The sequence below is a fragment of the Amycolatopsis ruanii genome, from assembly GCF_003385175.1.
Lineage (GTDB): Bacteria > Actinomycetota > Actinomycetes > Mycobacteriales > Pseudonocardiaceae > Amycolatopsis_E > Amycolatopsis_E thermalba.
Genome location: NZ_PQHY01000082.1, coordinates 1 through 22,347, shown reverse-complemented (window position 1 = coordinate 22,347; position 22,347 = coordinate 1). Strand labels below are relative to the sequence as shown.

The 22,347-nt window shown below is 71.6% G+C and carries 23 protein-coding genes; 5 read left to right on the top strand and 18 right to left on the bottom strand.

Annotation, left to right across the window (positions count from 1 at the left end; all coding sequences use genetic code 11):
• The first annotated feature begins 7 nt into the window (after positions 1-7).
• On the top strand, positions 8-955 hold the full coding sequence (locus tag D0D28_RS30090) for an aldo/keto reductase (protein ID WP_094005865.1): 948 nt from the start codon (positions 8-10) through the stop codon (positions 953-955).
• Here the strand turns inward: D0D28_RS30090 and D0D28_RS35890 are convergent.
• From D0D28_RS35890 to D0D28_RS30025, 13 genes are all read right to left on the bottom strand, one after another.
• Entirely contained in the window at positions 940-1,212 is a 273-nt protein-coding gene (locus D0D28_RS35890; protein ID WP_162831234.1) for a hypothetical protein, read from the bottom strand. The genes D0D28_RS30090 and D0D28_RS35890 overlap by 16 nt on opposite strands.
• Before the next feature lie 359 nt (positions 1,213-1,571).
• On the bottom strand, positions 1,572-2,024 hold the full coding sequence (locus D0D28_RS30080) for a tetratricopeptide repeat protein (RefSeq protein ID WP_116114389.1): 453 nt from the start codon (positions 2,022-2,024) through the stop codon (positions 1,572-1,574).
• Positions 2,021-2,788 (bottom strand): 4-hydroxy-tetrahydrodipicolinate reductase, encoded by a 768-nt coding sequence (gene dapB / locus D0D28_RS30075; protein ID WP_094005862.1) that lies wholly within the window; start codon positions 2,786-2,788, stop codon positions 2,021-2,023. The genes D0D28_RS30080 and dapB overlap by 4 nt, the downstream gene beginning before the upstream one ends.
• Complete coding sequence (locus tag D0D28_RS30070; RefSeq protein WP_116114387.1) at positions 2,785-4,149, bottom strand: M16 family metallopeptidase; 1,365 nt, start codon at positions 4,147-4,149, stop codon at positions 2,785-2,787. Before D0D28_RS30070 ends, dapB begins: the two co-directional genes overlap by 4 nt.
• 83 nt (positions 4,150-4,232) lie before the next feature.
• Complete coding sequence (locus D0D28_RS30065) at positions 4,233-6,485, bottom strand: polyribonucleotide nucleotidyltransferase (protein ID WP_094005860.1); 2,253 nt, start codon at positions 6,483-6,485, stop codon at positions 4,233-4,235.
• Between the two features lie 217 nt (positions 6,486-6,702).
• The gene (gene rpsO / locus D0D28_RS30060; RefSeq protein WP_017981770.1) at positions 6,703-6,972 is read right to left on the bottom strand and encodes a 30S ribosomal protein S15; all 270 of its coding nucleotides are present in this window, start codon (positions 6,970-6,972) and stop codon (positions 6,703-6,705) included.
• Between the two features lie 114 nt (positions 6,973-7,086).
• Complete coding sequence (gene thpR / locus D0D28_RS30055; protein WP_116114385.1) at positions 7,087-7,590, bottom strand: RNA 2',3'-cyclic phosphodiesterase; 504 nt, start codon at positions 7,588-7,590, stop codon at positions 7,087-7,089.
• Positions 7,591-7,593: 3 nt separating this feature from the next.
• The gene (locus D0D28_RS30050) at positions 7,594-8,073 is read right to left on the bottom strand and encodes a helix-turn-helix domain-containing protein (protein WP_116114383.1); all 480 of its coding nucleotides are present in this window, start codon (positions 8,071-8,073) and stop codon (positions 7,594-7,596) included.
• Between the two features lie 117 nt (positions 8,074-8,190).
• Entirely contained in the window at positions 8,191-9,153 is a 963-nt protein-coding gene (locus D0D28_RS30045; RefSeq protein ID WP_116114381.1) for a bifunctional riboflavin kinase/FAD synthetase, read from the bottom strand.
• 64 nt (positions 9,154-9,217) lie between these two features.
• The gene (gene truB / locus D0D28_RS30040; RefSeq protein ID WP_116114379.1) at positions 9,218-10,129 is read right to left on the bottom strand and encodes a tRNA pseudouridine(55) synthase TruB; all 912 of its coding nucleotides are present in this window, start codon (positions 10,127-10,129) and stop codon (positions 9,218-9,220) included.
• A 24-nt stretch (positions 10,130-10,153) separates the two neighbouring features.
• Complete coding sequence (locus tag D0D28_RS30035; protein WP_116114377.1) at positions 10,154-11,464, bottom strand: MFS transporter; 1,311 nt, start codon at positions 11,462-11,464, stop codon at positions 10,154-10,156.
• A gap of 258 nt (positions 11,465-11,722) precedes the next feature.
• Complete coding sequence (locus D0D28_RS30030; protein WP_162831237.1) at positions 11,723-13,045, bottom strand: MATE family efflux transporter; 1,323 nt, start codon at positions 13,043-13,045, stop codon at positions 11,723-11,725.
• 252 nt (positions 13,046-13,297) lie between these two features.
• The gene (locus D0D28_RS30025; RefSeq protein ID WP_094005854.1) at positions 13,298-14,299 is read right to left on the bottom strand and encodes a DHH family phosphoesterase; all 1,002 of its coding nucleotides are present in this window, start codon (positions 14,297-14,299) and stop codon (positions 13,298-13,300) included.
• A 24-nt stretch (positions 14,300-14,323) separates the two neighbouring features.
• Between D0D28_RS30025 and D0D28_RS30020 the strand changes: the two genes are divergently transcribed.
• The 3 genes from D0D28_RS30020 to D0D28_RS30010 all read left to right on the top strand — a co-directional run bounded on the left by D0D28_RS30020 (position 14,324) and on the right by D0D28_RS30010 (position 17,005).
• Positions 14,324-15,358, top strand: coding sequence for a TRM11 family SAM-dependent methyltransferase (locus tag D0D28_RS30020; protein ID WP_116114375.1), 1,035 nt, complete (start codon positions 14,324-14,326; stop codon positions 15,356-15,358).
• Between the two features lie 80 nt (positions 15,359-15,438).
• A complete protein-coding gene (locus D0D28_RS30015; protein WP_162831236.1) occupies positions 15,439-16,476 on the top strand; it encodes a hypothetical protein in 1,038 nt (345 codons plus the stop codon).
• A gap of 97 nt (positions 16,477-16,573) precedes the next feature.
• Entirely contained in the window at positions 16,574-17,005 is a 432-nt protein-coding gene (locus D0D28_RS30010) for a hypothetical protein (RefSeq protein WP_162831235.1), read from the top strand.
• A gap of 41 nt (positions 17,006-17,046) precedes the next feature.
• Here D0D28_RS30010 and D0D28_RS30005 read toward each other — a convergent pair whose 3' ends face one another.
• Positions 17,047-17,751, bottom strand: coding sequence for an SDR family NAD(P)-dependent oxidoreductase (locus tag D0D28_RS30005; protein ID WP_116114369.1), 705 nt, complete (start codon positions 17,749-17,751; stop codon positions 17,047-17,049).
• A gap of 85 nt (positions 17,752-17,836) precedes the next feature.
• Here D0D28_RS30005 and D0D28_RS30000 point away from each other — a divergent pair, with 85 nt between their 5' ends.
• A complete protein-coding gene (locus D0D28_RS30000; protein WP_094005849.1) occupies positions 17,837-18,385 on the top strand; it encodes a TetR/AcrR family transcriptional regulator in 549 nt (182 codons plus the stop codon).
• Here the strand turns inward: D0D28_RS30000 and D0D28_RS29995 are convergent.
• From D0D28_RS29995 to infB, 4 genes are all read right to left on the bottom strand, one after another.
• Positions 18,373-18,756 (bottom strand): hypothetical protein, encoded by a 384-nt coding sequence (locus D0D28_RS29995; protein WP_116114367.1) that lies wholly within the window; start codon positions 18,754-18,756, stop codon positions 18,373-18,375. The genes D0D28_RS30000 and D0D28_RS29995 overlap by 13 nt on opposite strands.
• Before the next feature lie 162 nt (positions 18,757-18,918).
• Positions 18,919-19,380: a 30S ribosome-binding factor RbfA gene (gene rbfA / locus D0D28_RS29990; protein WP_094005848.1), complete on the bottom strand. Its 462-nt coding sequence runs from the start codon at positions 19,378-19,380 to the stop codon at positions 18,919-18,921.
• Positions 19,381-19,392: 12 nt separating this feature from the next.
• The gene (locus tag D0D28_RS29985; protein ID WP_094005847.1) at positions 19,393-19,686 is read right to left on the bottom strand and encodes a DUF503 domain-containing protein; all 294 of its coding nucleotides are present in this window, start codon (positions 19,684-19,686) and stop codon (positions 19,393-19,395) included.
• Positions 19,687-19,753: 67 nt separating this feature from the next.
• A complete protein-coding gene (gene infB / locus D0D28_RS29980) occupies positions 19,754-22,339 on the bottom strand; it encodes a translation initiation factor IF-2 (protein WP_430732412.1) in 2,586 nt (861 codons plus the stop codon).
• Between the last annotated feature and the right edge of the window lie 8 nt (positions 22,340-22,347).

Genomic DNA, 22,347 nt, shown 5'->3' with positions numbered 1-22,347 from the left:
AGGCACCATGAGATACCGGTTGTTCGGGCGCACCGGCCTGCGGGTCGCGGAGATGTTCCTCGGCGCGATGGCGCTGCAGGAGCCGGACGAGGCGCGGCGCGTGATCAAGGCCTACGCCGCGGCCGGGGGCAACGTGATCGACACGGCGTCGGCGTACGCGGAGAGCGAGAGCGTCCTCGGCGAGGTGCTCACCGACCGGGACCGCTTCGTGCTGGCGACCAAGTACACGCTCCCGCGCGACCCGCACGACCCGAACTCCGGGGGCAGCCACCGCAAGAACCTGATCGCTTCGCTGGAGCGCAGCCTGCGGCGCCTGCGCACGGACTACGTCGACATCCTGTGGGTGCACACGTGGGACCCGCACACGCCGGTGGCCGAGACGCTGCGCGCGCTCGACGACCTGGTCCGGGCCGGGAAGGTCCGCTACCTCGGGGTGTCCGACACGCCGGCGTGGGTCGTCAGCCGGGCGGACGTGCTGGCGGAGTGGCGCGGGTGGACGCCGTTCGCGGGCGTGCAGGTGCCCTACAGCCTGCTGAACCGCGACATCGAACGGGATGTGCTGCCGATGGCCGAGCAGCTGGGGCTGAGCGTTGCCGCGTGGGGCGTGCTGGAGCACGGCGCGCTGACGGGTTCGGGCCGGGTCGCTTCGCCGTCGGCGAGCCAGCAGCGGGTGGCCGCGGCGGTGCGCGCGGTGGCGGACGAGCTGGGGGTGACGCCGGCCCAGGTGGCGATCGCGTGGTCGCGGGCGCGGTCGGCCGTGGTGCACCCGCTGATCGGGTTCCGGACGGCGGACCGGGTCGCGGAGAGCGTGGCCGCGCTGGACGTGACGCTGCCACCGGAGGCGGTCGCGCGGCTGGAGGCCGCGGCCCCGTTCGAGCCGGGACCGTTCGCGGAGTTCGTCAGCCGGTCGGCGGACGCCCTCGGCGAGGTGACAGGCCGTCAGCGGCGGGAGTGACCCAGTTCGGCGATGGCGGCCACGGTCCAGTGCGCCGGCTTCGGCGCCTCGTCCGGTGGCAGGCCCAGGATCCACGCCAGCACCGAGGAGGCCTCGGCGCGGCTGCGAAGTTCGACGGGCACCTGATAGCGCTCGGCTTCAGCCGCCCCGACGCCGCCGCGCTCGTCGAGGAGGCCCGGACCGGCTTCGGGATGGGACCGGCAGACGCGGACCCCGGGGCGCTGCTCGTGCGGCAGGAGCCGGGTCCTGCCGGGCACCGGTGAGGCACTCGCTCACGCTGATGAACGGCTCCGGCAGCCACGCCGAGGGCCACCCCTCCCGCGCGGCGCGCGGAACGGACAGATAACCCGCGACCAGGAGTTCCTCATCCACCCGAGCAGTGTCGCAGCCCGGGGTGGCCGGCACGATGCACACCGTGGACGTCGTCGCCCAGTGGGTGCGGACCTGGTGGACCGCGGAATTCCGCGAGGGCGGCACGGTGCTCCGGACGACGCACCACCTGGACGAGGCCGACACCTGCGATCGTCGACCACGGCACGGTGGCCGTCGCCGGGGTCGGCTGCCGCCCGGTGGTCGTGGCGGCTGCTCTTCCGCATCCATCGGGCAATCCGCGTGCTCATCGGGCGGACTCGCGCGCCTCCAGGTCCAGTGCCTTGCGCATGGTGGCGCGGGCGCGGCGCCGGTCGCCCGCGATGTCGTACGCGTGCGCCAGCCGGTACCAGTACCGCCAGTCCTCGGGGTGCTGCTCCAGCTCCGCCCGGCGCTCCTCGAACCACGCGTCCGCCGCGGCGCGGTCCACCCGGCCCGACGGGCGGCGCGGCAGGTCCGCCACGTCCGGCAGCCCGCCCTCGGACTCCAGCCGCCGCGCCAGGCGCTGGATCCGCGTCCCGGACCGCCAGGTCGCGATCACCATCCACAGCCCGAGCAGCGGCAGCACCAGCACACCCACACCGAGCGCGATCCCCACCCCGGTGCCGGTCGCGATCAACTCCACGCCCCGCGCCCCGAGCAGCACCAGGTAGACCACCAGCGCGGCGGTCAGCACCAGGGCGACGTTGCGGATCCTCACAGGTCGAGCACGTTCTCGAGGCCGACGGTCAGGCCCGGACGGCCCAGCACCTCCCGCACCCCGAGCAGCACGCCCGGCATGAACGAGGTCCGGTCCATCGAGTCGTGCCGGATGGTGAGCGTCTCACCCTCCTGGCCGAACAGGATCTCCTCGTGCGCGACCAGCCCGGGCAGCCGCACCGAGTGCACGTGCACGTCCTCCACCCGCGCGCCGCGGGCGCCGTCCAGCTCGCTCGTCGTCGCGTCCGCGCCCGGCTTCAGCCCGGCCTCGCGGCGGGCCTGCGAGATCAGCCGCGCGGTGTGCGCCGCCGTGCCGGACGGGGCGTCGGCCTTGCGGTTGTGGTGCAGCTCGATGACCTCGACCGATTCGTAGAACCGGGCCGCCTGCTGCGCGAACCGCATCGCGAGCACCGCGCCGAGCGCGAAGTTCGGCGCGATCAGCACCCCGACCTCCGGCTTGCCCGCCAGCCACGACCGGACCGACTCCAGCCGCTCCTCGGTGAACCCGGTGGTGCCCACCACGGCGTGCAGCCCGTGGGCGACGGCGAACTCCAGGTTGCCCATCACCGCGTCCGGGTGGGTGAAGTCGACGACCACCTCCGCGCCGGCCTCGGTCAGCGCGCTCAGGTCGTCGCCCGCGTCCACGGTCGCCACGACCGTCATGTCGGGTGCGCCGCCGACGGCCTTGACCACCTGCGCCCCCATCCGTCCCTGGGCGCCCAGCACGCCGACCCGGATCGGGTTGTCCTCGCCGCGGGGGTTCATTTCGCGATCACCTCGTGCAGATCTTCCGGTAGGTCCTGCTCGGCAGCGTACGGCCCGACCACCGAGGCGGCGGTGACCCCTCCCGGCGTCCCGAACAGGGTGCGGGCCAGCTCACACACCTCCTCGGTGGTCACCGCGGCGATGCGCGCCACCGACTCGTCGACCGTGAGGTGCACGCCGTAGTTGAGCTCCTGCTTGCCGATGCGCGACATCCGCGACGCGGTGTCCTCCAGGCCCAGCACGATCCCGCCGCGCAGCTGGCCCTTGGCGCGCGCCACCTCGGCGTCGGTGAACCCGTCCTTGCCGACCTGCCCGAGCACGTCCCGCAGCACCGCCGACACCTCGCCCAGCCGCTCCGGCTGGCACCCGGCGTAGACGGAGAAATGGCCGGTGTCGGCGTAGGTCGCCACCGACGAGTACACCTGGTAGGCCAGGCCGCGCTGCTCGCGCACCTCCTGGAACAGCCGTGAGCTCATCCCGCCGCCGAGCGCGGCGTTGAGCACCGACAGCGCGTACCGGCGCTCGTCGTGCCGCGACAGGGCCTTCATGCCGAGCATGACGTGCGCCTGCTCGGTGTCGTCGCTGTGCAGCACCAGCCGCCGGTCCGCGGCCACCCGCGCCCGGCCCGTCCGCGGCGGCACCGGTGTGTCCGAACCGGACAGACGGCCGCGCAACGCCTTGCGCGCCAGGCGGAGCACCTGCGCGTGCTCGACGTTGCCCGCCACCGCGAGCACCATCTTCGGCAGCGTGTAGCGGCGCCGGTAGAACCCGCGCAGCCCGCTCGCCGACATCCCGGTGATCGACTCCGTCGTGCCCAGCACCGGTCGCCCCAGCGGGTGCGAGCCCAGCACGGTGGTGACGAACGTGTCGTGCAGCAGGTCCTCGGGATCGTCGTCGCGCATGGCGATCTCCTCGAGCACCACGCTGCGTTCGGTGTCCACATCGGACTCCGCGCAGAGCGCCTCGAACACCACGTCGGTGACCAGGTCCATCGCCAGCGGCAGGTCCTCGTCGAGCACCTGCGCGTAGTAGCAGGTGTGCTCCTTGGCGGTGAACGCGTTCAGCTCACCGCCGACCGCGTCGATCTCCTCGGCGATCTGCTTCGCCGACCGGTTGGTGGTGCCCTTGAACAGCAGGTGCTCCAGGTAGTGCGCCGCGCCGGCGACCTTCGGCGGCTCGTCCCGCGAGCCGACCCCGACCCACAGTCCCACCGTCGCCGACCGCACCCCCGGCACGTGCTCGGTGACCACCCGCAGCCCGCCCGGCAGCACCGTGCGTTTGACGACCTGGCCGTTCGCCCCGGTCTCGAGCGTGCGGGTGGTGCCCGCGGCCTGCTCGTGCCCAGCAATCTGTCGCGCCATGGAATCCCAACATCCGTGGCGGGAACACGGAAAACGGCCCGCCCCGCCCGGGGACGGGCCGTTTCCCGGCTACCGCTCCAGTCCTACTTGGCGTCGGCCTCGGCGCCCTCGGCGGGAGCGTCCTCGGCCTTCTTCTCGCCCTCTTCCTCGTCCTTGACGAGAACCAGGCTGATCTTGCCGCGGTTGTCGATGTCGGCGATCTCGACGCGGAGCTTGTCGCCCACGTTGACCACGTCCTCGACCTTGGCGATGCGCTTGCCGTTGCCCAGCTTCGAGATGTGGATCAGGCCGTCCTTGCCCGGCAGCAGCGAGACGAACGCGCCGAACGCGGCCGTCTTCACCACGGTGCCCAGGAAGCGCTCGCCCACCTTCGGCAGCTGCGGGTTCGCGATGGCGTTGATCTTGCTGATCGCGGCCTCCGCGGACGGGCCGTCGGCCGCACCCACGTAGATCGTGCCGTCGTCCTCGATCGAGATGTCGGCGCCGGTCTCCTCGGTGATCGAGTTGATCATCTTGCCCTTCGGCCCGATGACCTCGCCGATCTTGTCGACCGGGATCTTCACGCTCGTGACGCGCGGGGCGTACGGGCTCATCTCGTCCGGGGTGTCGATGGCCTCGGCCAGCACCTCGAGGATGGTCAGCCGGGCGTCCTTGGCCTGGTTCAGCGCGCCAGCCAGGACGTCGGAGGGGATGCCGTCGAGCTTGGTGTCCAGCTGCAGCGCGGTGATGAAGTCCCGGGTGCCGGCGACCTTGAAGTCCATGTCACCGAAGGCGTCCTCGGCGCCGAGGATGTCGGTCAGCGCGACGTACCGCGTCTCGCCGTCGACCTCGTCGGACACCAGGCCCATCGCGATGCCCGCGACCGGCGCCTTGAGCGGCACGCCGGCGTTGAGCAGCGACATCGTGGACGCGCAGACCGAGCCCATCGAGGTGGACCCGTTGGAGCCCAGCGCCTCCGACACCTGCCGGATGGCGTAGGGGAACTCGTCCCGCTTCGGCAGCACCGGCACCAGCGCGCGCTCGGCCAGCATGCCGTGGCCGATCTCGCGCCGCTTGGGCGAGCCCACGCGGCCGGTCTCGCCGGTGGAGAACGGCGGGAAGTTGTAGTGGTGCAGGTACCGCTTCGTCGTCTCCGGCGACAGCGAGTCGATCTGCTGCTCCATGCGCAGCATGTTCAGCGTGGTGACACCCAGGATCTGGGTCTCGCCGCGCTCGAACAGCGCCGAACCGTGCGCCCGCGGGATGATCGCGACCTCGGCCGCCAGCTGGCGGATGTCGGTCAGGCCGCGACCGTCGATGCGGACCTCGTCGCGCAGGATGCGCTGACGGATCAGCTTCTTGGTCAGCGAGCGGAACGCGGCGCCGATCTCCTTGTCACGGCCCTCGAACGCCTCGCCCTCGCCGAGGCCGACCTTGGCCAGCACCGCGGCCTTGACCTCGTCGGTGGCGTTCTCGCGCTCCTGCTTGCCGGCGATGGTCAGCGCCTTGGCCAGGTCCTCCGTCGCGATCGCGGCGACCGCGTCGTAGGCGTCGGGCTGGTAGGCGGGGAACACCGGGAAGTCACCGGTCGGCTTGGCGGCCGCGTCGGCGAGCTTCTGCTGCGCCTCGCACAGCACCCGGATGAACGGCTTGGCGGCGGCCAGGCCCTCGGCCACGGCCTGCTCGGTCGGCGCCGGGGCGCCCCCCGCGATCAGGTCGAGCGTGTTCTCGGTGCCCTCGGCCTCGACCATCATGATCGCGACGTCGTCACCCACGACACGGCCGGCGACGACCATGTTGAAGGTCGCCTGCTCCAGCTGCGTCCAGGTCGGGAACGCCACCCACTGGCCCTCGATCAGGGCGACGCGCACGCCGCCGATCGGGCCGGAGAACGGCAGGCCGCCGATCTGGGTCGAGGCCGACGCGGCGTTGATCGCCAGCACGTCGTAGGGGTCCTCGGGGTGCAGGCTCTGCACCGTGACGACGATCTGGATCTCGTTGCGCAGGCCGTCGGCGAACGACGGGCGCAGCGGCCGGTCGATCAGGCGGCAGGTCAGGATCGCGTCGGTGGAGGGACGGCCCTCGCGGCGGAAGAACGCGCCCGGGATCCGGCCCGCGGCGTACATCCGCTCCTCGACGTCCACCGTCAGCGGGAAGAAGTCGAAGTGCTCCTTCGGCTGCTTGGAGGCGGTGGTCGCCGACAGCAGCATGGTCTCTTCGTCCAGGTAGGCCACGACGGCGCCGGCGGCCTGCCGGGCGAGCCTGCCCGTCTCGAAGCGGATCGTGCGAGTTCCGAACCTGCCGTTGTCGATGACGGCCTCGGCCTCGTGCACGACGGGTCCGCTTGCTTCGGTCATGTGTAATTGACTCCTCGTTCGTTCGGGCAGCAGTGCGCCCCGCCCGTGCGGGGCGTCGTCCGAGGAACGAGCCGGTCTTCGATCGAAGCCAACGGGACTCTCCCGTAAGCCACTACCGAGGACCGGCGTCCTTGCCCTCGAGCGCCTGCCCTTCCTCTTTCTTTCCTCGTTATGGACCGAGGGGGAGCGACCGTGGTCACTCCCCCTGTCGATCACGTCATCGGCGCAAGCCGAGTCGCTGGATCAGCGACCGGTAGCGTTCGATGTCCACCTTCATCACGTAGTTGAGCAGCCGGCGACGACGGCCGACCAGCAGCAACAGGCCGCGACGGGAGTGGTGGTCGTGCTTGTGCACCTTGAGATGCTCGGTGAGACCGATGATCCGCTTGGTGAGCAGCGCGACCTGGGCCTCCGGGGACCCGGTGTCGGACTCGTGCAGACCGTACTCGGTCAGAATCGACTTCTTCTCGTCGGTGGACAGCGCCACTGAGTTCTCTCCTCTGTGTTGTTCTGTGCCGTGAGGCCCGCTGAACGCGGGTAGTCGGTCGCGGCCGCCACGGACTGCAGCCGGACCCGGTGGTTCAGCGTATCAGGGTGTGCCCTACCTGGCCTGCTGGGACAGCGGGAACCGCTCGACCACCGCATACCGGACACCCCCGGCGGTCCGCTGCGACCGCATGAGCACCGCCTCCGCGGCCGTCCACATCCGGCTGCGGTAGCCGGACAGCCGCCGCGCCAGCTCCGGCGGCACCCGCTCGCGCGTGCGCGCCAGCGTCAGGTGCGGCAGGTAGGGGCGGCCCTCGTCACCGGCTCCGGCGGCGAGGCCGAGTTCGGTGATCCCCTCGCCGTACACCCCGAGGTAGAGGACCCGGGTGAACGTGCCCGCACCTTCCAACCAGATCCGCGGCGCCGGCATTCCCGCCAGCCGCGGGCGCAGCCACCCGGCCCGCTCCGCGGGGTCCTCCTCGCCGTAGAAACCCAGGGTGACGTGCCAGTTGTCCGGCGAGCTCCAGCGCACCCCGTCCAGCTCCGGCAGGCCACCGATCTCGGCGGTCAGGGTCGCCACCACGTCGGCGGGCGGCAGGACCGCCGAGAACAGCACCACGGCTCAGCCCTGCTGCCCGGCGCGGCGGAGCAGGTCGGCCAGCGCCGGGAACTCGTCGTCGAGCCGCTTGGCCGCCTCGATCAGGTCCTCGTCCTCGGCGATGTCCCGCAGCGCGGACAGCACCGCCCGCTCCTCGGACAGCGCGTTGACCGGGAAGGTGTCGCGGCCGACCGTGGGCCGCGCGTCGCGCACGTCCTCCAGCGCGGCCATCAGGGCTTCCTTGTGGCCGGCGGCGACCTCGGGGATGAGACACTTGCGTTCGAGCATGATCATCCGCGCGAGCACCACCGGGTTGCCGATCTTGGCGCGGCGGCCGCTCATCACCTGGCTCAGCATCGGAGCGCTGATGCCCAGCACCTCGGCCAGGTAGGCCTGCGAGACGTCGAAGGCGACCACGAGACGGCGCACCCGGTCCCCCAGCGGCTCGCCGTACCACTCCCGCTGGAGGGCGATGTTCCGCTGGACGATCTTGTGGTCATCCACGTGCTGTGCTCCCTGCTCTCCCCAAACAGCCCTGGCCCGCGCCGAGCCCATCTTGCCAGGTGGGATCGGGCGCGCGGGGCGGAATCACCCGACGATTCGCATTCGCACTCGTCGCGGTCAGCCGTCCAGGCCGAGGATCGCCCGGGTGCGGCGCACGTCGTCGCCGATCTGCTCGACGAGGTCGTCGACGCTGGCGAACTTCACCATGTCGCGCAGGCGGCCGACGAAGTCCAGCGCCACGTGCTGGCCGTAGAAGTCCTCGTCCACGTCCAGGACGAACGCCTCCACCGTGCGCTCACGGCCGGAGAACGTCGGGTTGGTGCCGACCGACACGGCCGCGGGCAGCAGCCGGCCGGGCTGGTTGTCGCGGACGAACCAGCAGGCGTAGACGCCGTCGGCGGGCACCGCGGCGTACCGCGGCGTGGACAGGTTGGCCGTCGGGTAGCCCAGGTCGTGGCCCCGGCCGTCGCCGCGCACCACGATGCCCTCCAGCCGGTGCGGCCGGCCGAGCGCGTCGGCGGCGGCGACCACGTCACCGGCGTCGATGCACGACCGGACGTAGGTCGAGGAGAAGGTGATCTCCGCGTACTCGCCGTCGGGCATGCTGCCGCCCTGCAGCTCGGCGCCGTAGGTGGCGAACCCGAACCGGCGGCCCAGCTCCTTGAGCAGGGCCACGTCACCGGCGGCCTTGTGCCCGAACGTGAAGTTCTCCCCCACCACGACGGCGGCCGCGTGCAGCCGGTCGACCAGCACCTCGTGCACGAACTCGTGCGCGGTCAGCCGGGACAGCTCCGCGGTGAACGGCAGCACGCACAGCACGTCGATGCCGAGCTGCTCGACCAGCTCCGCCTTGCGGCGCAGCGTGGTCAGCTGGGCGGGATGGCTCCCGGGCCGGATGACCTCGGACGGGTGCGGGTCGAACGTCAGCATCACGCTGGGCAGGTTGCGGGTCTTGGCCACCTCGACCGTCCGGGCGATCAGCGCCTGGTGCCCGCGGTGCACCCCGTCGAACACGCCGATCGTGACCACACACCGTCCCCAGCCCCCGGGGAGATCAGCAAGCCCTCGCCACCTCTGCACGCCTGAAGGGTACTGCCGCGCGAAGCGCGACCGTTGAGGGTGGTGGTGGGGAAGCGGCTGGCCTCTAAGCCGGAGCCAGGACGACCACCGAGCGGGCCACGCCGCCGGCATCGACGGCGAGAGCGAGCGCGTGGCCGTCCGGGTCGAACACCCCGTAGGTGCCCTCGATCCCGGAGGCGCGCACCTGCTGTCCATATCGGACGGCCCGGGCGGTCGCCGCGTCGACCTCGTAGCGGGGGAACGCCGCGGCCACGGCTTGGTCCAGGTCGAACGACAGCTCCGGCTTCTCCTCCAGCTGCTCCAATGTGCGCGCGGCGGCGATGCCGAACGGGCCGACCGTGGTGCGGCGCAGCGCGGCGAGGTGACCGCCCACCCCGAGCGCCTCCCCGAGGTCGCGGGCCAGCGCCCGCACGTAGGTGCCCGACGAGCACTCGACGACCGCGTCCAGCTCGATGCGATCGGCCACGCGGCGGGTGGCGAGCAGGTCGAAGCGGTAGACGGTGACCGGCCGCGGCTTCAGCGCGACCTCCTCACCGGCCCGCACGCGCGCGTACGCCCGCTTGCCGGCGATCTTCACGGCGCTCACCGCGCTCGGGACCTGCTGGATCTCCCCGGTCAGCGCGGCGATCCCGGACGCGATCGCCGCGTCGGTGACGGCGGCCTGCGCGTCCGGATCGGCCGTGGAGAGGTGCTCGCCCTCGGCGTCGTCGGTGGTGGTCGACACGCCGAGGGCCAGCGTGGCGAGGTAGGTCTTGCGGTCCAGCGCGAGGTGGCCCAGCAGCTTGGTCGCCCGTTCGATGCCCAGCACCAGCACGCCGGTCGCCATCGGGTCGAGCGTGCCGGCGTGCCCGACCTTGCGGGTGCCCATGATCCGGCGCACCCGCGCCACCACGTCGTGGGACGTCATGCCCGGCGATTTGTCCACCACGAGCAGGCCGGGCGGGGGCGCGGGGCGTCGAGTCTTCGGCTGGGACACGGCTGGACACCTTACGGGGCGCCGTTATGCGGGTTGCGGGACCTTCCTCGCCGGGGCGTCCCACACGTGGCGGCGCACCTGCACCGGCACGTGCTCGCCCCGCTCCTGCGCGGCGAACAGCTCGGCGCGGGCACGCAGCCACCACACCAGCATGCGGAACGTGCCCAGCGCCAGCAGCGCGACGACGGCCAGCAGCGCGACCCGGAACTGGCCGCCGGTCAGCTGCAACAGCACGCCGACCACCAGCGCGGTGACCGTCGTGGCGACGAACCCGCCGACGTTGACCACGCCGACCGCGGTGCCCACGCGGGACAGCGGGTTGTAGTCGCGGGCCAGCGCGAACCCGATCATCGAGGCCGGGCCGCCCAGCGACAGGAAGGCGAACGCGGGCACCAGCACGCCGACCGGGATCTGGCCGGGCCAGCTCAGCAGCACGGCCCACACCACCGCGGCGCCGGCGAGGTAGCCGAGCACCAGCGGCATCCGCGCGCCGGGGCGGGCGGAAATGATGCTGCCGACCAGCGGGCCGCCGATCATCGAGCCGAACACGAACACGGTCAGCAGGGCGCTGGCGGTCGCGGCCGGGCGGCCCTGGCCCTGCACCAGGAACGGCACGCCCCACAGCAGGGTCAGCACGTTCGGGGCGAACATCGTGGAGAAGTGCACCCAGAATCCGAGGCGGGTGCCCGGGACGCGCCAGGCCGTGCGGACCTGGCGGGCCAGCTCGCGGGCGTGGACCGGGCCGGCCTTGGGGGTGGCGCCGGCCGCGGTGTCGCGGACGCGGCCGGCGACGACGGCGGAGTAGATCGCGGTGACCAGGCCGGCGGCGAGGAACGTCGGGGTCCAGCCGGGTCCGGCGAGCAGCAGGGTGAGCGGGACGGTCGCGGCGAGGTTGCCGAGGAAGCCGATCGCGGTGGTGAAGCTGGTGACGACGGCGTACTGGCGGCCCGGGAAGTGCGCGGCGATCAGGCGCAGCACGCTGACGAACGTGAGCGCGTCACCGAAGCCGAGCACCCCGGACGCGAGCAGGCCCAGCGCGTAGGTGTCCGCGACGGCGACGAGGATCTGGCCCAGGCCGAGGAAGAGCAGCGCGGCGGTGAGCACCTTGCGCGGCCCGAAGCGGTCGACGAGGACGCCGGTGGGGATCTGCATGGCGGCGTAGACGCCGACCTGCAGGACGGTGAACGTGGAGAGCGCGGCGGCGCCGACCCCGAACCGGTCGGCGGCTTCCAGCCCGGCGACCCCGAACGAGGTGCGGTGGAAGACGGAGAGGAGGTAGACGATGGCGGCGGTGAACCAGATGAGCCACGACCGGCGGCTGGCCCTGCCGGTCACGGGTGCCTGCTGCGGCGGCACGAAGGATTCCTCCCGGAATGGATAGGCGACGATTCGGCACGGGGACGCCCGCATCGCCGTCCCGATAGTTGTATCGCCTATGCAAGGCTGAAACTTACCTGTTACCGAAGTGTTTTCAGCCACATGGCCGAGCGGGGTCCACCCGTTCGGCAGACGGGGCTCCTATCTGGCGGCAGCGGTTTCGAGCCGGGCATCGAATCCGCCCGATCGCATGGCACCCACGCCGCGCGGAGGGCGTCAGCGGACGGCGCCGACGACCGTCCACCGGTCGGAGCGCCAGCGGGCCACCACCGCGGCCAGGCGCAGCACCATGAACAGCGACAGCCCGGTCCAGATGCCGGTCAGCCCCCAGCCGAAGCCGAGCGAGGCCCAGATCAGCGGCAGGAACCCGAGCGCCGCGCTGACGAGCGTCGCGGTGCGCAGGAACGCCGCGTCGCCCGCGCCGAGGAGCACTCCGTCCAGCGCGAACACCACCCCGGCGATCGGCTGCAGCGCCACGAAGAACCACCACGCGTGCGGCACCTCGCCCAGCACGCCGGCGTCGGAGGTGAACGCGTGCGGCAGGACCTGCGACACCGCGGCGAACACCACGCCGAGCACGCAGCCCATGATCAGCCCGTAGCGCGTGATCTGCCCGGCCACCCCGCGCGCCTGCCGCGCCGAGCCCGCCCCCAGCGCCGCCCCGACGAGCGACTGCGCCGCGATCGCGACCGAGTCCAGGACCAGGGACAGGAACGTCCACAGCTGCAGCACGATCTGGTGCGCGCCCACGGCCGCGGTCGAGGTGCGGGCGGCGACCGCGGCGGCGGAGACGAAGCACGCCTGGAAGGCGAGGCTGCGCAGCACGAGGTCCCGCCCGAGGCCGAGCTGCGCGCGCATCACCTTCGGATGCGGCCGGAGCGGCACCTTCTCGGCGGCGAGGGCCCGCAGGAACAGCCCGGCGCTGATCACCTGGGCGACGACGTTGGCGACGGCCGAGCCTTCCAGTCCCCAGTCCGCGACGTAGACGAGCAGCGGGCAGAGGACCGCGGAGATCCCGTTGCCGGCCAGGACGTACCGCAGCGGGCGGGCCGCGTCCTGGACTCCGCGCATCCAGCCGTTGCCGGCCATGGTGATCAGGATCAGGGGCGCCCCGAACAACGCGATGCGCAGCCAGGACACCGCCGCCGCGGCGACCTCGTCACTGCCGGACAGCACACGCGCGACCGGCCCGGCGAGCAGCTGCCCCGCGGCGAGCACGACGAGCCCGACGATGATCGCGAGCCAGGTGGCCTGGACGCCCTCGCTGACCGCCTCCGCCCGGCGGCCGGCGCCGTGCAGGCGGGCGGTGCGGGAGGTGGTGCCGTAGGACAGGAACGTCAGCTGGGTGGAAACCTGGGCGAGCACGACGCCGCCGACGGCGAGCCCGGCGAGCGGAAGCGCCCCCAGATGCCCGACGACGGCCGTGTCGACGAGAACGTACAACGGCTCGGCGGCGAGCACCCCGAGCGCCGGGACGGCCAGCCCCAGGACACGCCGGGCCGGCACCTTCTCGCCGGCGGACTCCACGGTTTCGGACACGCTCGCAGGTTAACCGGGGGGTCCGACAAGATCAGCTCCCCGGCGGCGGCGAGCGCTCCGGCGCGGGCTCCAGCGTGGCGTGCGCCGGCAGAATTCCCTCGGGGTCTGCGCCGGACAGCCCCGACAGCCCCCGGCGCGGCGCCCGCCAGGCACCACACGCGGCACCCCGCCGGGACCACGCCAGGCCACCAACCCAGTCCCAGCGCAACGCGCATCTCACAGCCACCACGGCTGCGAGGCCCCGGCAACCGGTCAGCTCAGCAGCGGTGCCTCCGCCAGCGCGCGCCGCACCAGTGCCAGTCCCTCCTCCGCCGTGCCGTGGATCGTGCAGCCGGCCGCCAGCCGGTGCCCGCCGCCGCCCAGGCTGCGCGCCGCCTGGGACACGTCGATCTTCCCGATCGCCCGGAACGACACCGACCACTCCCCCGGCGCCTGCTCCTTCAGCACCACCGCGACCTCGGCCTCGCGCGTCGAGCGGATCACGTCCACCACGCCCTCGACCTCCTCCAGCCGCACCGTAGCGGCCACGTCCGCGGTCACCACCGCGTGCACGAGCCCGAAGCCCTGCGCCGCCTCCGGTTCCAGCCGCGCGGTCGCCAGCACGGCGGACAGCATCGGCAGCCACGCGAACGGGTGGTCGTCGATGATTTCGCGCGCGAGCCGGTCGGGGTCGACCCCGGCCTCCAGCAACCGGGCCGCCGCGTGGTGGGTCGACGGCCGGGCCCGCCGGAAGCCGCCGGTGTCGGTCACCAGCCCCGCGTACAGGCAGCGCGCGATCGGCTCGTCCAGCGCCACCCCCATCTCGTCCAGCAGCGCCAGCACCAGCACCGCGGTCGCCTCGGCCGTGTCGTCGACCAGGTGCACCGAGCCGTAACGCAGGTTCGACGCGTGGTGGTCGACCACGAGCACCTCGCCGCCGGCCGCGCGCGTCGCGTCCACCCGGCCGGCCAGCGAACCCAACCGCGCCGGGCTCGGCGTGTCCAGGCACACCAGCAGCCCGGCCGACGGCGGCACCTCGGCGGCCGGCACGACCAGGTTGTCGGCGTCGAGGCCGCGCAGGCTCTCCGGCACCTCGGCGGGCTCGGCGAAGGACACGCGGACCGTCGCGCCCCGCAGGTAGAGCGCCCGGCCGAGGGCCAGCGCGCTGCCGAGCGCGTCGGCGTCCGGGCGGACGTGGGCCAGCAGGGTGACGTCGTTCGCTTGCCGCAGCAGCCCTGCGGCGCGCGGGAAGTCGAGCGGGGCGGAGGTGCTCATGCGGGCAAGCTACGCTTTTTCCCGATGTTCGACTACGGGATCCTCCTCTACCCCGGCGCCAACCGCGTCTACGCCGACGCCTCCGCCGGTCTGCTGCGGGCCGAACTGACCGTGTTCGGCGAGGCCCTGCGCACACCGCCGGCCGAGATCGGCGAGCGCCGGATCGGCGGCGTCACCTACGTCACGTTCGCCACCGCGGAGCCGCTGTCCGAAGAGGACATCGCGCTGCTGTCGAACCTCTCGTCGCTGTACGCGCTGTTCGAGTTCAGCGGCGACCTGCTGCGCCCGCTGGAGATCACGCCGCTGGACCGGTTCGACTCGGACCTGCTCACGATCCAGAAGTACCCGGGCAAGACCAACGAGCTGTTCACCAAGCTGCTGCTCAACGTCACGCTGCTGTCCCGGTCCCGGCCCGCCGAGTTCCTGGACCGCCCGCTGCACGTGGTGGACCCGTTGTGCGGCCGCGGCACCACGCTGAACCAGGCGATGATGTACGGCCTGGACGCGACCGGGCTGGACGTCGACAAGAAGGATTTCGAGGCCTACGAACGGTTCATCAAGACCTGGCTGCGGCAGAAGCGCGTCAAGCACAACGCCGACTCCGGCCCGCTGCGGCGGCACAAGCACCGGCTCGGCCAGCGCCTGGAGATCTCCTACGCGCTGGAGAAGGAACGCTGGAAGGCCGGCGACGCGCGGCACGTCACGTTCTTCAACGCCGACACCCTGACCACCGACGAGCTGCTCAAGGCCGGCTCGGCCGACGTCGTGGTCGCCGACGCACCCTACGGCGTCCAGCACGGCAGCCACCAGCCCGACGAGCTCACGCGGAGCCCGCGCGACCTGCTGGCGGCCGCCGTGCCGGTGTGGGCGCGGGTGCTCAAGCCGGGCGGCGCGCTGGGCCTGAGCTGGAACACGCACGTCGCCAAGCGCGAGGAGATCGCGTCGATCCTCGACCGCGCCGGGCTGGAGGTTCGCGCCGGCGGGCCGTGGGAGGAGTTCGCGCACCGGGTCGACCAGGCGATCCTGCGGGACCTGATCGTCGCGCGCAAACCCGCCTGAAAGCCGTTTGACGACGCCTCAAAGTCGTCGCTTGGACGCTGTTTACAATAGTCGATCACCTGAACAAGGAGATCGGCTACGTGGGCAAATACGGTTACCGGTTCTACACCTTCAGCGTGCATAGGCATGGCGATGCCGCAACCCGCCTTCCGCTCGGCGAACTGTGCGGTGAAGGCGCCGATGCGCATGGGATCCCACGATCTCGTTCCGACGCGATCGTGACCCTCTACGGCCTGCTCAACGGCCTGCTAGGCCGCCGCGTGGACGAGAAGACCAAGCACCTGACTGTTCAAGGAGTGACCCCCGCAGGACGGTCAGTCCGCTTCATAGCTGATCTTGGCACCAGCGGGGTCAACTCCACGTTCATCGATCCGGCAGCAAGCGGCAGTCATCCGGTCTTCACTCGTGCGGAGCACCACATCGAGAGCAACCGGCGGCGCGGCTTGATCGTCGCCGGCACCAAGTCCACCGTCGGCCTCCTGGCGTTGGAGTCCGTATCAGGCTCGACCGGAACGACGCAGATCGTCCCGCTGCTGAAGCGGGGCTTTCGCGCGCACACGAGGATGGTGATCGACTTTGACGCCGTGGTTCACGAGAACGCCCTGCAGGCGTTCTTGGATCAAGCGCGCATCGGCGCCGTGACTCTGAAGCGATCGGGCCTTCCACCAGACATCGCCGATCAACTCGAAGTTCGGGACAACCAGGCGCACTTGGGCCGGCTGGAGATGAAGATCAGCAAGGGACGCATCCCGGAGTTCACCCGCGGCTTGACCGAGAAGTTTCGCCGCGACGACAGCGCCCGGCGACGGCTGCTGTCGGTCGGTTCGCTCGACTTCGATGAGCTCAACGTACGGATGGAAGTGGGAGACCGGAGTACCACGTTGTCAATCTCCGCGGACCGGATGCCGTCGTTCGTGTACCAGATTCAGGGCCGCGACAGGCCTGATGACCAGGCCTTTTACCGCGAAGTGAGCGGGATGGTGGCAGAAGTCGCGCAGGCCTTCGGCGCTCAGATTGTCGGTACCACCTGGCAGACTGGCTCCTGGTCCGAAGAGAGCCTGAGGACTGTGGTGGAGCTACCAAAGCAGGAGGGGCCAAGTGAGGGGGCGATCGAGTAAGGGCAGCAGCAAGTTCTCCACACTCGCACTTATCAAGGATCATTACGGCACTCTGCGGGACGCGGAGTCCGGCAGACCGCGCGTACGGGACTACTTGATGTTCCTCGGCGTTCCAGTGGGCCTGGCCGCCGTCGTGTGGATCCAAGGCTCGCAGGCGAGCCATGTGCCAGAAGTACTCGCAGCTGTCGCGATCCTGACAGGTCTGATCTTCAACGTCTTCGTTCTTCTCTTCGACCTGACCATGCGCGCGACAGACAAGACCGACCCCGCGTATCAGAATTTGATGAACAGGCTCACCGATGAACTTCGGGCGAACATCTCGTACGCGGTCTTGCTCGGACTTGTCCTCACCGCCTTGTTGGGCTGGCTGGCACTTTTCACGGACACCAGCCAGCCACTACCAACACCGATCAGCGCGGTCCTGGTCGCCATCGCGGTTCAGATGCTGTTGACGATCTCGATGATTCTGAAACGGGTCCGGGCCCTCTACCGGGCCTTCCGCCGGGTCGGTCCAGAGCGGATCCCGTGACTACCGATGGCGAACATGACGGACACCGAACGCCCTGACATCTAGCCGGCCAGCTCACCGACCATCTGCTCGGCCGGCCCGCGGTGCTGGGTCATGCGCAGGAGCATCTCGGCGAGGCCGGCCGGGTCGACGCGGTCCGGTTCGAAGCCGCGGCGGGCCTCGGCCGAGGCGTCGAACAGTTTTTCCGCGTCGCTGTCGCGGATGAGCGAGCCGATGGTGATCGCGGCGGCGGACACGCCCGTGCCGGCCAGGTCGGCGTGCAGCGCGAGCACGTAGTTGCGCAGCGCGGCCTGGGCCGCACCGGCGCCGGCCAGCATCGGCTCGGGGTTCTTCGCCGACGAGCCGAACCCGTAGAGCAGCGTGCCCGAACCGCGCTCCAGCATCCCCGGCAGCAGCAGCCGGGTCAGCGACAGCGGCGCCAGGACCACGCTCTCCACGGCCGCCCGCAGGGTCTCGACGTCCAGGTCGCGCACCGGCTTCAGCAGCGCGAGATCCAGCGAGCCGTTGATCACCGCGACGTCCACCGGCCCGATGTCCGCCAGCAGCCGCGCGTGGCCGTCGAGGTCGTTGAGGTCCGCCGGGAACGCCCGCGCCGCAACGCCTTCCGCGGCCAGTGTCTCCACAAAGGACGAGAGCCGGTCCGCGCGGCGCGCCACCAGCGCGACCTGGTAGCCCTCCTTGCCGAACCGGCGGGCGGTGGCCAGGCCCATCCCCGGACCGGCGCCGAAGATCGCGAGTGTCTGCATCTCGATTCGCCTCCAGATAAGTTGAGTGACCCCTCAAGTTCTATCTCAATATGAGGCAATCCTCAAGTTTCTTATACTGGATGCCGTGACCCGTCCCCTTCGCCGCGACGCGCAGCGCAACCGCGAGCTGCTGATCGCCGCCGCGCGCGAAGTGTTCGGCGAGAAGGGCCTGGACGCGCCGCTGGAGGAGATCGCGCGACGCGCCGGGGTCGCAATCGGGACGCTCTACAACCGGTTCCCCACGCGGATGGACCTGGTAGCGGCGGCGTTCGGCGGCATGCTCGACCACTGGGCGAGCGAGGCCGAGCAGGCACTCGGGGCCGACGACCCGTGGGACGGGCTGGTCGAGCTGATCGTGCGGACCTGCGAGCTGCAGACGGTGGACCGCGGCATGACCGAACTGTGCACGAGCGCGCTCCCCGACGCGCCGGGGCTGCGGGCGGCCCGGGAGCGGGTCGGCGAGGTGTTCGAGAAAGTGCTGGCACGGGCCCACGACGCCGGGGTGCTGCGCCCGGACTTCGGGCTCGACGACCTGGCCTTCGCCATCGCCGCCACCACCCAGGCCGCTCCGCTCGGCGACTGGCGCCGGCACCTGACGTTCCTGCTCGACGGGCTCCGGCCTCAGGACACCTGAGCGGCCGGCATCACGCCGAACTTGCGGGTCACGAAGCACCAGAACAGCGGCACGGCCTCGGCGACGGGACGTTCGTCGGACTCACCGTCGGCGCCCACGTGCTCCACCCGCACCCGGCCGGGCGCGACCGCGGCGCGCCGGGACCACGGCCCGGACACCACGACGGCACCCCACGGCGCGCGCGGCACGGGGCGATCGACCACGATCAGATCACCCAGCGATGTCGTGCCGAGCAGGACGGTGCCCGAGCCGAGCACGCTGTCGACGATCTCGGCCATGGGCCGGTAGGCCGGCCGCGCGTCGGCGAGCCGGTGGAACTCCGCGGCGATCTCGGCCCACGGCCGGGAACGGAACGGGTACAGCCATCCCATCGACCCCACGCGGACCCCCTCAGATCGCGTCGCAGCGGCAGTGCTGCGGCAATCCAAGCACCGCGGGTCAAGACCGGGCGCGGCAACTCCTCGCCGGCATCGCTCTCGCCGGCATCGCGGCGCAGCGGCAACCCGACCACCGCCGACCGAAACCGGGTGGGACTACTCCTCGTCGGAGTCGTCCTCGTCGGCCTCGCGTGGCTGCTTGTACGGGTCCGGGTCACCGGCGTGCTGGGCAGCGGCCGCGCGGCGGGCCAGCTCGGCGTCGGCCTCGCGGGCCTTCGCCAGCAGGTCCTCGATGTGCCGGGCGTCCTCCGGGATGGTGTCCGCGACGAACGTCAGCGTCGGCGTGAACCGCACCCCCGTGCCCTGCCCGACCCGGCTGCGCAGCACCCCGCGCGCCGACTCCAGGGCGGCGGCCGCGCCCGGGAAGTCCGGCTTGGACTCCAGCGTCTCCCCCAGCACCGTGTAGTACACGGTCGCGTCGTGCAGGTCCGCGGTGATCTTCGCGTCGGTGATCGTCACGTTCTTCAACCGCGGGTCCTTGATCTCGTGCTCGATCGCCGACGCCACGATCTGCGAGATCCGCTTGGACAGCTTGCGGGCGCGAGCCGGATCGGCCATCACGCACTCCCCTTAGTCTTCTGGCCCGAGCAGGCGGCGGTGGGCGGAGAGCAGCTCCAACTCGGGGCGCTGCGCCACCAGCCGTTCACAGCCGTCGAGCACGTCACGAACATGTTCACCGTCGGCCGCCACCACCGCCACCCCGATCAGGGCGCGGCGATGCAGGTCCAGGTGGCCGGCCTCGGCGACCGACACCTCGAACCTGCGGCGCACCTCGGCGATCAGCGGCCGCACCAGCGACCGCTTCTGCTTCAGCGAATGGACGTCGCCGAACAGGACGTCGAGTTCGAGCGCACCTACGTACATGGGTTCCCTGTCCCAGGTGAGGACGCGGGGCCGGTCACCAGACCGGCCCCGCGCACCACTACCCGACTCAGACGCGCGGCTTCTCGCGCTGCTCGTAGGTCTCGATGATGTCGTCGACCTTGATGTCGCTGTAGGACCCGAGCGTCAGACCGCACTCGTAGCCCTCGCGGACCTCGACCACATCGTCCTTGAACCGCCGCAGCGAGCTGACCGGCAGGTTCTCGGCGACGACCACGTTGTCCCGCAGGAGACGCGCCTTCGCGTTGCGGCGGATCTCCCCGGACTGCACGAGGCAACCGGCGATGGTGCCGAACTTGGAGGACTTGAAGACCTCCCGGACCTCGGCGCGGCCCAGCTCGACCTCTTCGTACTCCGGCTTGAGCATGCCCTTGAGGGCCTGCTCGATCTCGTCGATCGCCTGGTAGATCACCGTGTAGTACCGGACGTCGACGCCCTCGCGGTTGGCCCGCTCGGTCGCCTTGCCCTCGGCCCGGACGTTGAAGCCCAGGACGATCGCGTCGGAGGCCGTCGCCAGGTCGATGTCGCTCTCCGTGACACCACCGACGCCGCGGTGGACCACGTTCAGCTCGACCTCTTCGCCGACGTCGAGCTGCATGAGCGACGCTTCCAGGGCCTCGACCGTACCGGAGTTGTCACCCTTGATGATCAGGTTGAGGCTGTTGGTCTCCTTCAGCGCGGAGTCCAGGTCCTCCAGGCTGACGCGCTTCCGCTTCGCGGCGTTCTGCGCGTTGCGGATGCGGGCCTGGCGGCGCTCGGCGACCTGCCGCGCCACCCGGTCCTCCTCGACGACGAGGAACGTGTCGCCCGCGCCCGGCACCGACGTGAAGCCGATGACCTGGACCGGACGCGAGGGCAGCGCCTCGGTGACGTCCTCGTTGTACTCGTCGACCATCCGCCGCACGCGGCCGTACGCGTCGCCGGCGACGACCGAGTCGCCGACCCGCAGGGTGCCGCGCTGGACCAGCACGGTGGCCACCGGGCCGCGGCCGCGGTCCAGGTGCGCCTCGATCGCGACGCCCTGGGCCGGCATGTCCGGGTTGGCCCGCAGGTCCAGGGTGGCGTCCGCGGTCAGCAGGATCGCCTCGAGCAGCCCGTCGATGTTGATGTTCTCGCGAGCCGAGATGTCGACGAACATGGTGTCGCCGCCGTACTCCTCGGCCACGAGGTTGTACTCGGTGAGCTGCTGCCGGATCTTGTCCGGGTTCGCGCCTTCCTTGTCGATCTTGTTGACCGCGACCACGATCGGCGCCTTGGCCGCCTGGGCGTGGTTGATCGCCTCCACCGTCTGCGGCATGACGCCGTCGTCCGCGGCGACCACGATCACCGCGATGTCGGTGGAGTTCGCACCACGGGCACGCATGGCGGTGAACGCCTCGTGACCCGGGGTGTCGATGAAGGTGATCAGGCGCTCGTTGCCGTCGAGCTCGGTCTCGACCTGGTAGGCACCGATGTGCTGGGTGATGCCGCCGGCCTCCCGCTCGTGCACCCGCGTCTTGCGGATGGTGTCGAGCAGGCGGGTCTTACCGTGGTCGACGTGACCCATGACGGTCACCACCGGCGGGCGGACCTGCAGGTCCTCCTCGCCACCCTCGTCCTCACCGTAGGTGATGTCGAAGGTCTCCAGCAGCTCGCGGTCCTCCTCCTCCGGGCTGACCACCTGGACGTTGTAGTTCATCTCCGAGCCGAGGAGCTCCAGCACCTCGTCCGAGACGGACTGCGTCGCGGTGACCATCTCACCCAGGTGGAACAGCACCTGCACCAGCGAGGCCGGGTTCGCGTCGATCTTCTCCGCGAAGTCGGTCAGCGAGGCGCCCCGCGGGAGCCGGATGGTCTCCCCGCCGCCCTTGGGCAGCCGGACGCCACCGACCGAAGGCGCCTGCATGTTCTCCATGTACTCCTGGCGCTTCTGCCGCTTCGACTTGCGGCCCTTGCGCGAGGGTCCACCCGGACGGCCGAAGGCACCGGCCGTGCCACCGCGGCCACCGCCGCCGCCACGACCGCCGCCGCCACCGCGGAAGCCGCCACCGGCGGGAGCGCCGCCGCCGCCACCGGGGCGGAAACCGCCGCCGCCACCGCCGCCACCGGGACCACCACGCGGAGCGCCGCCGCCACGGGGACCACCCGGTCCGCCGCGGCCCGCGCCCGCGCCACCGCGGCCGCCACCGGGACCACCACGGCCGGCACCGCCGGGACCATCGTCCCGCTGCTGCACGCGGCCGGGCATCATGCCCGGGTTCGGGCGCGGCGGCATGTTGCCCGGGCTCGGGCGGGTGCCGCCACCGGGACGCGGAGCCGGACGGTCACCGCCGCCGGACCGCTCGGCCGGGCGCTCGCCGCCCTGGCCGCCGGGACGTGCCGGCGGACGCGGCGCCGGAGCGCCCTGGCCGACACCGAACGGGTTGTTGCCGGGCCGCGGGGCGCGCGGACCGGGCTTCGGCCCGGGCTTGGGGCCCTGCGGCTTGGGCGGCACCACGGAGCCGGACTGGCCGGAGCCGCCCGCACCGGGACGCGGTGCCGGGGGCTTGGGTGCCTGGGGGTGTGCCTTCGCGGCCGGGGCCTGCCGCCGCGGCGCCGGGTGTTGGGGCTCCGGACGCCGCTGCGGGGCCGGCGCCTGGGGCTGGCGCTTATACACATCTCCGA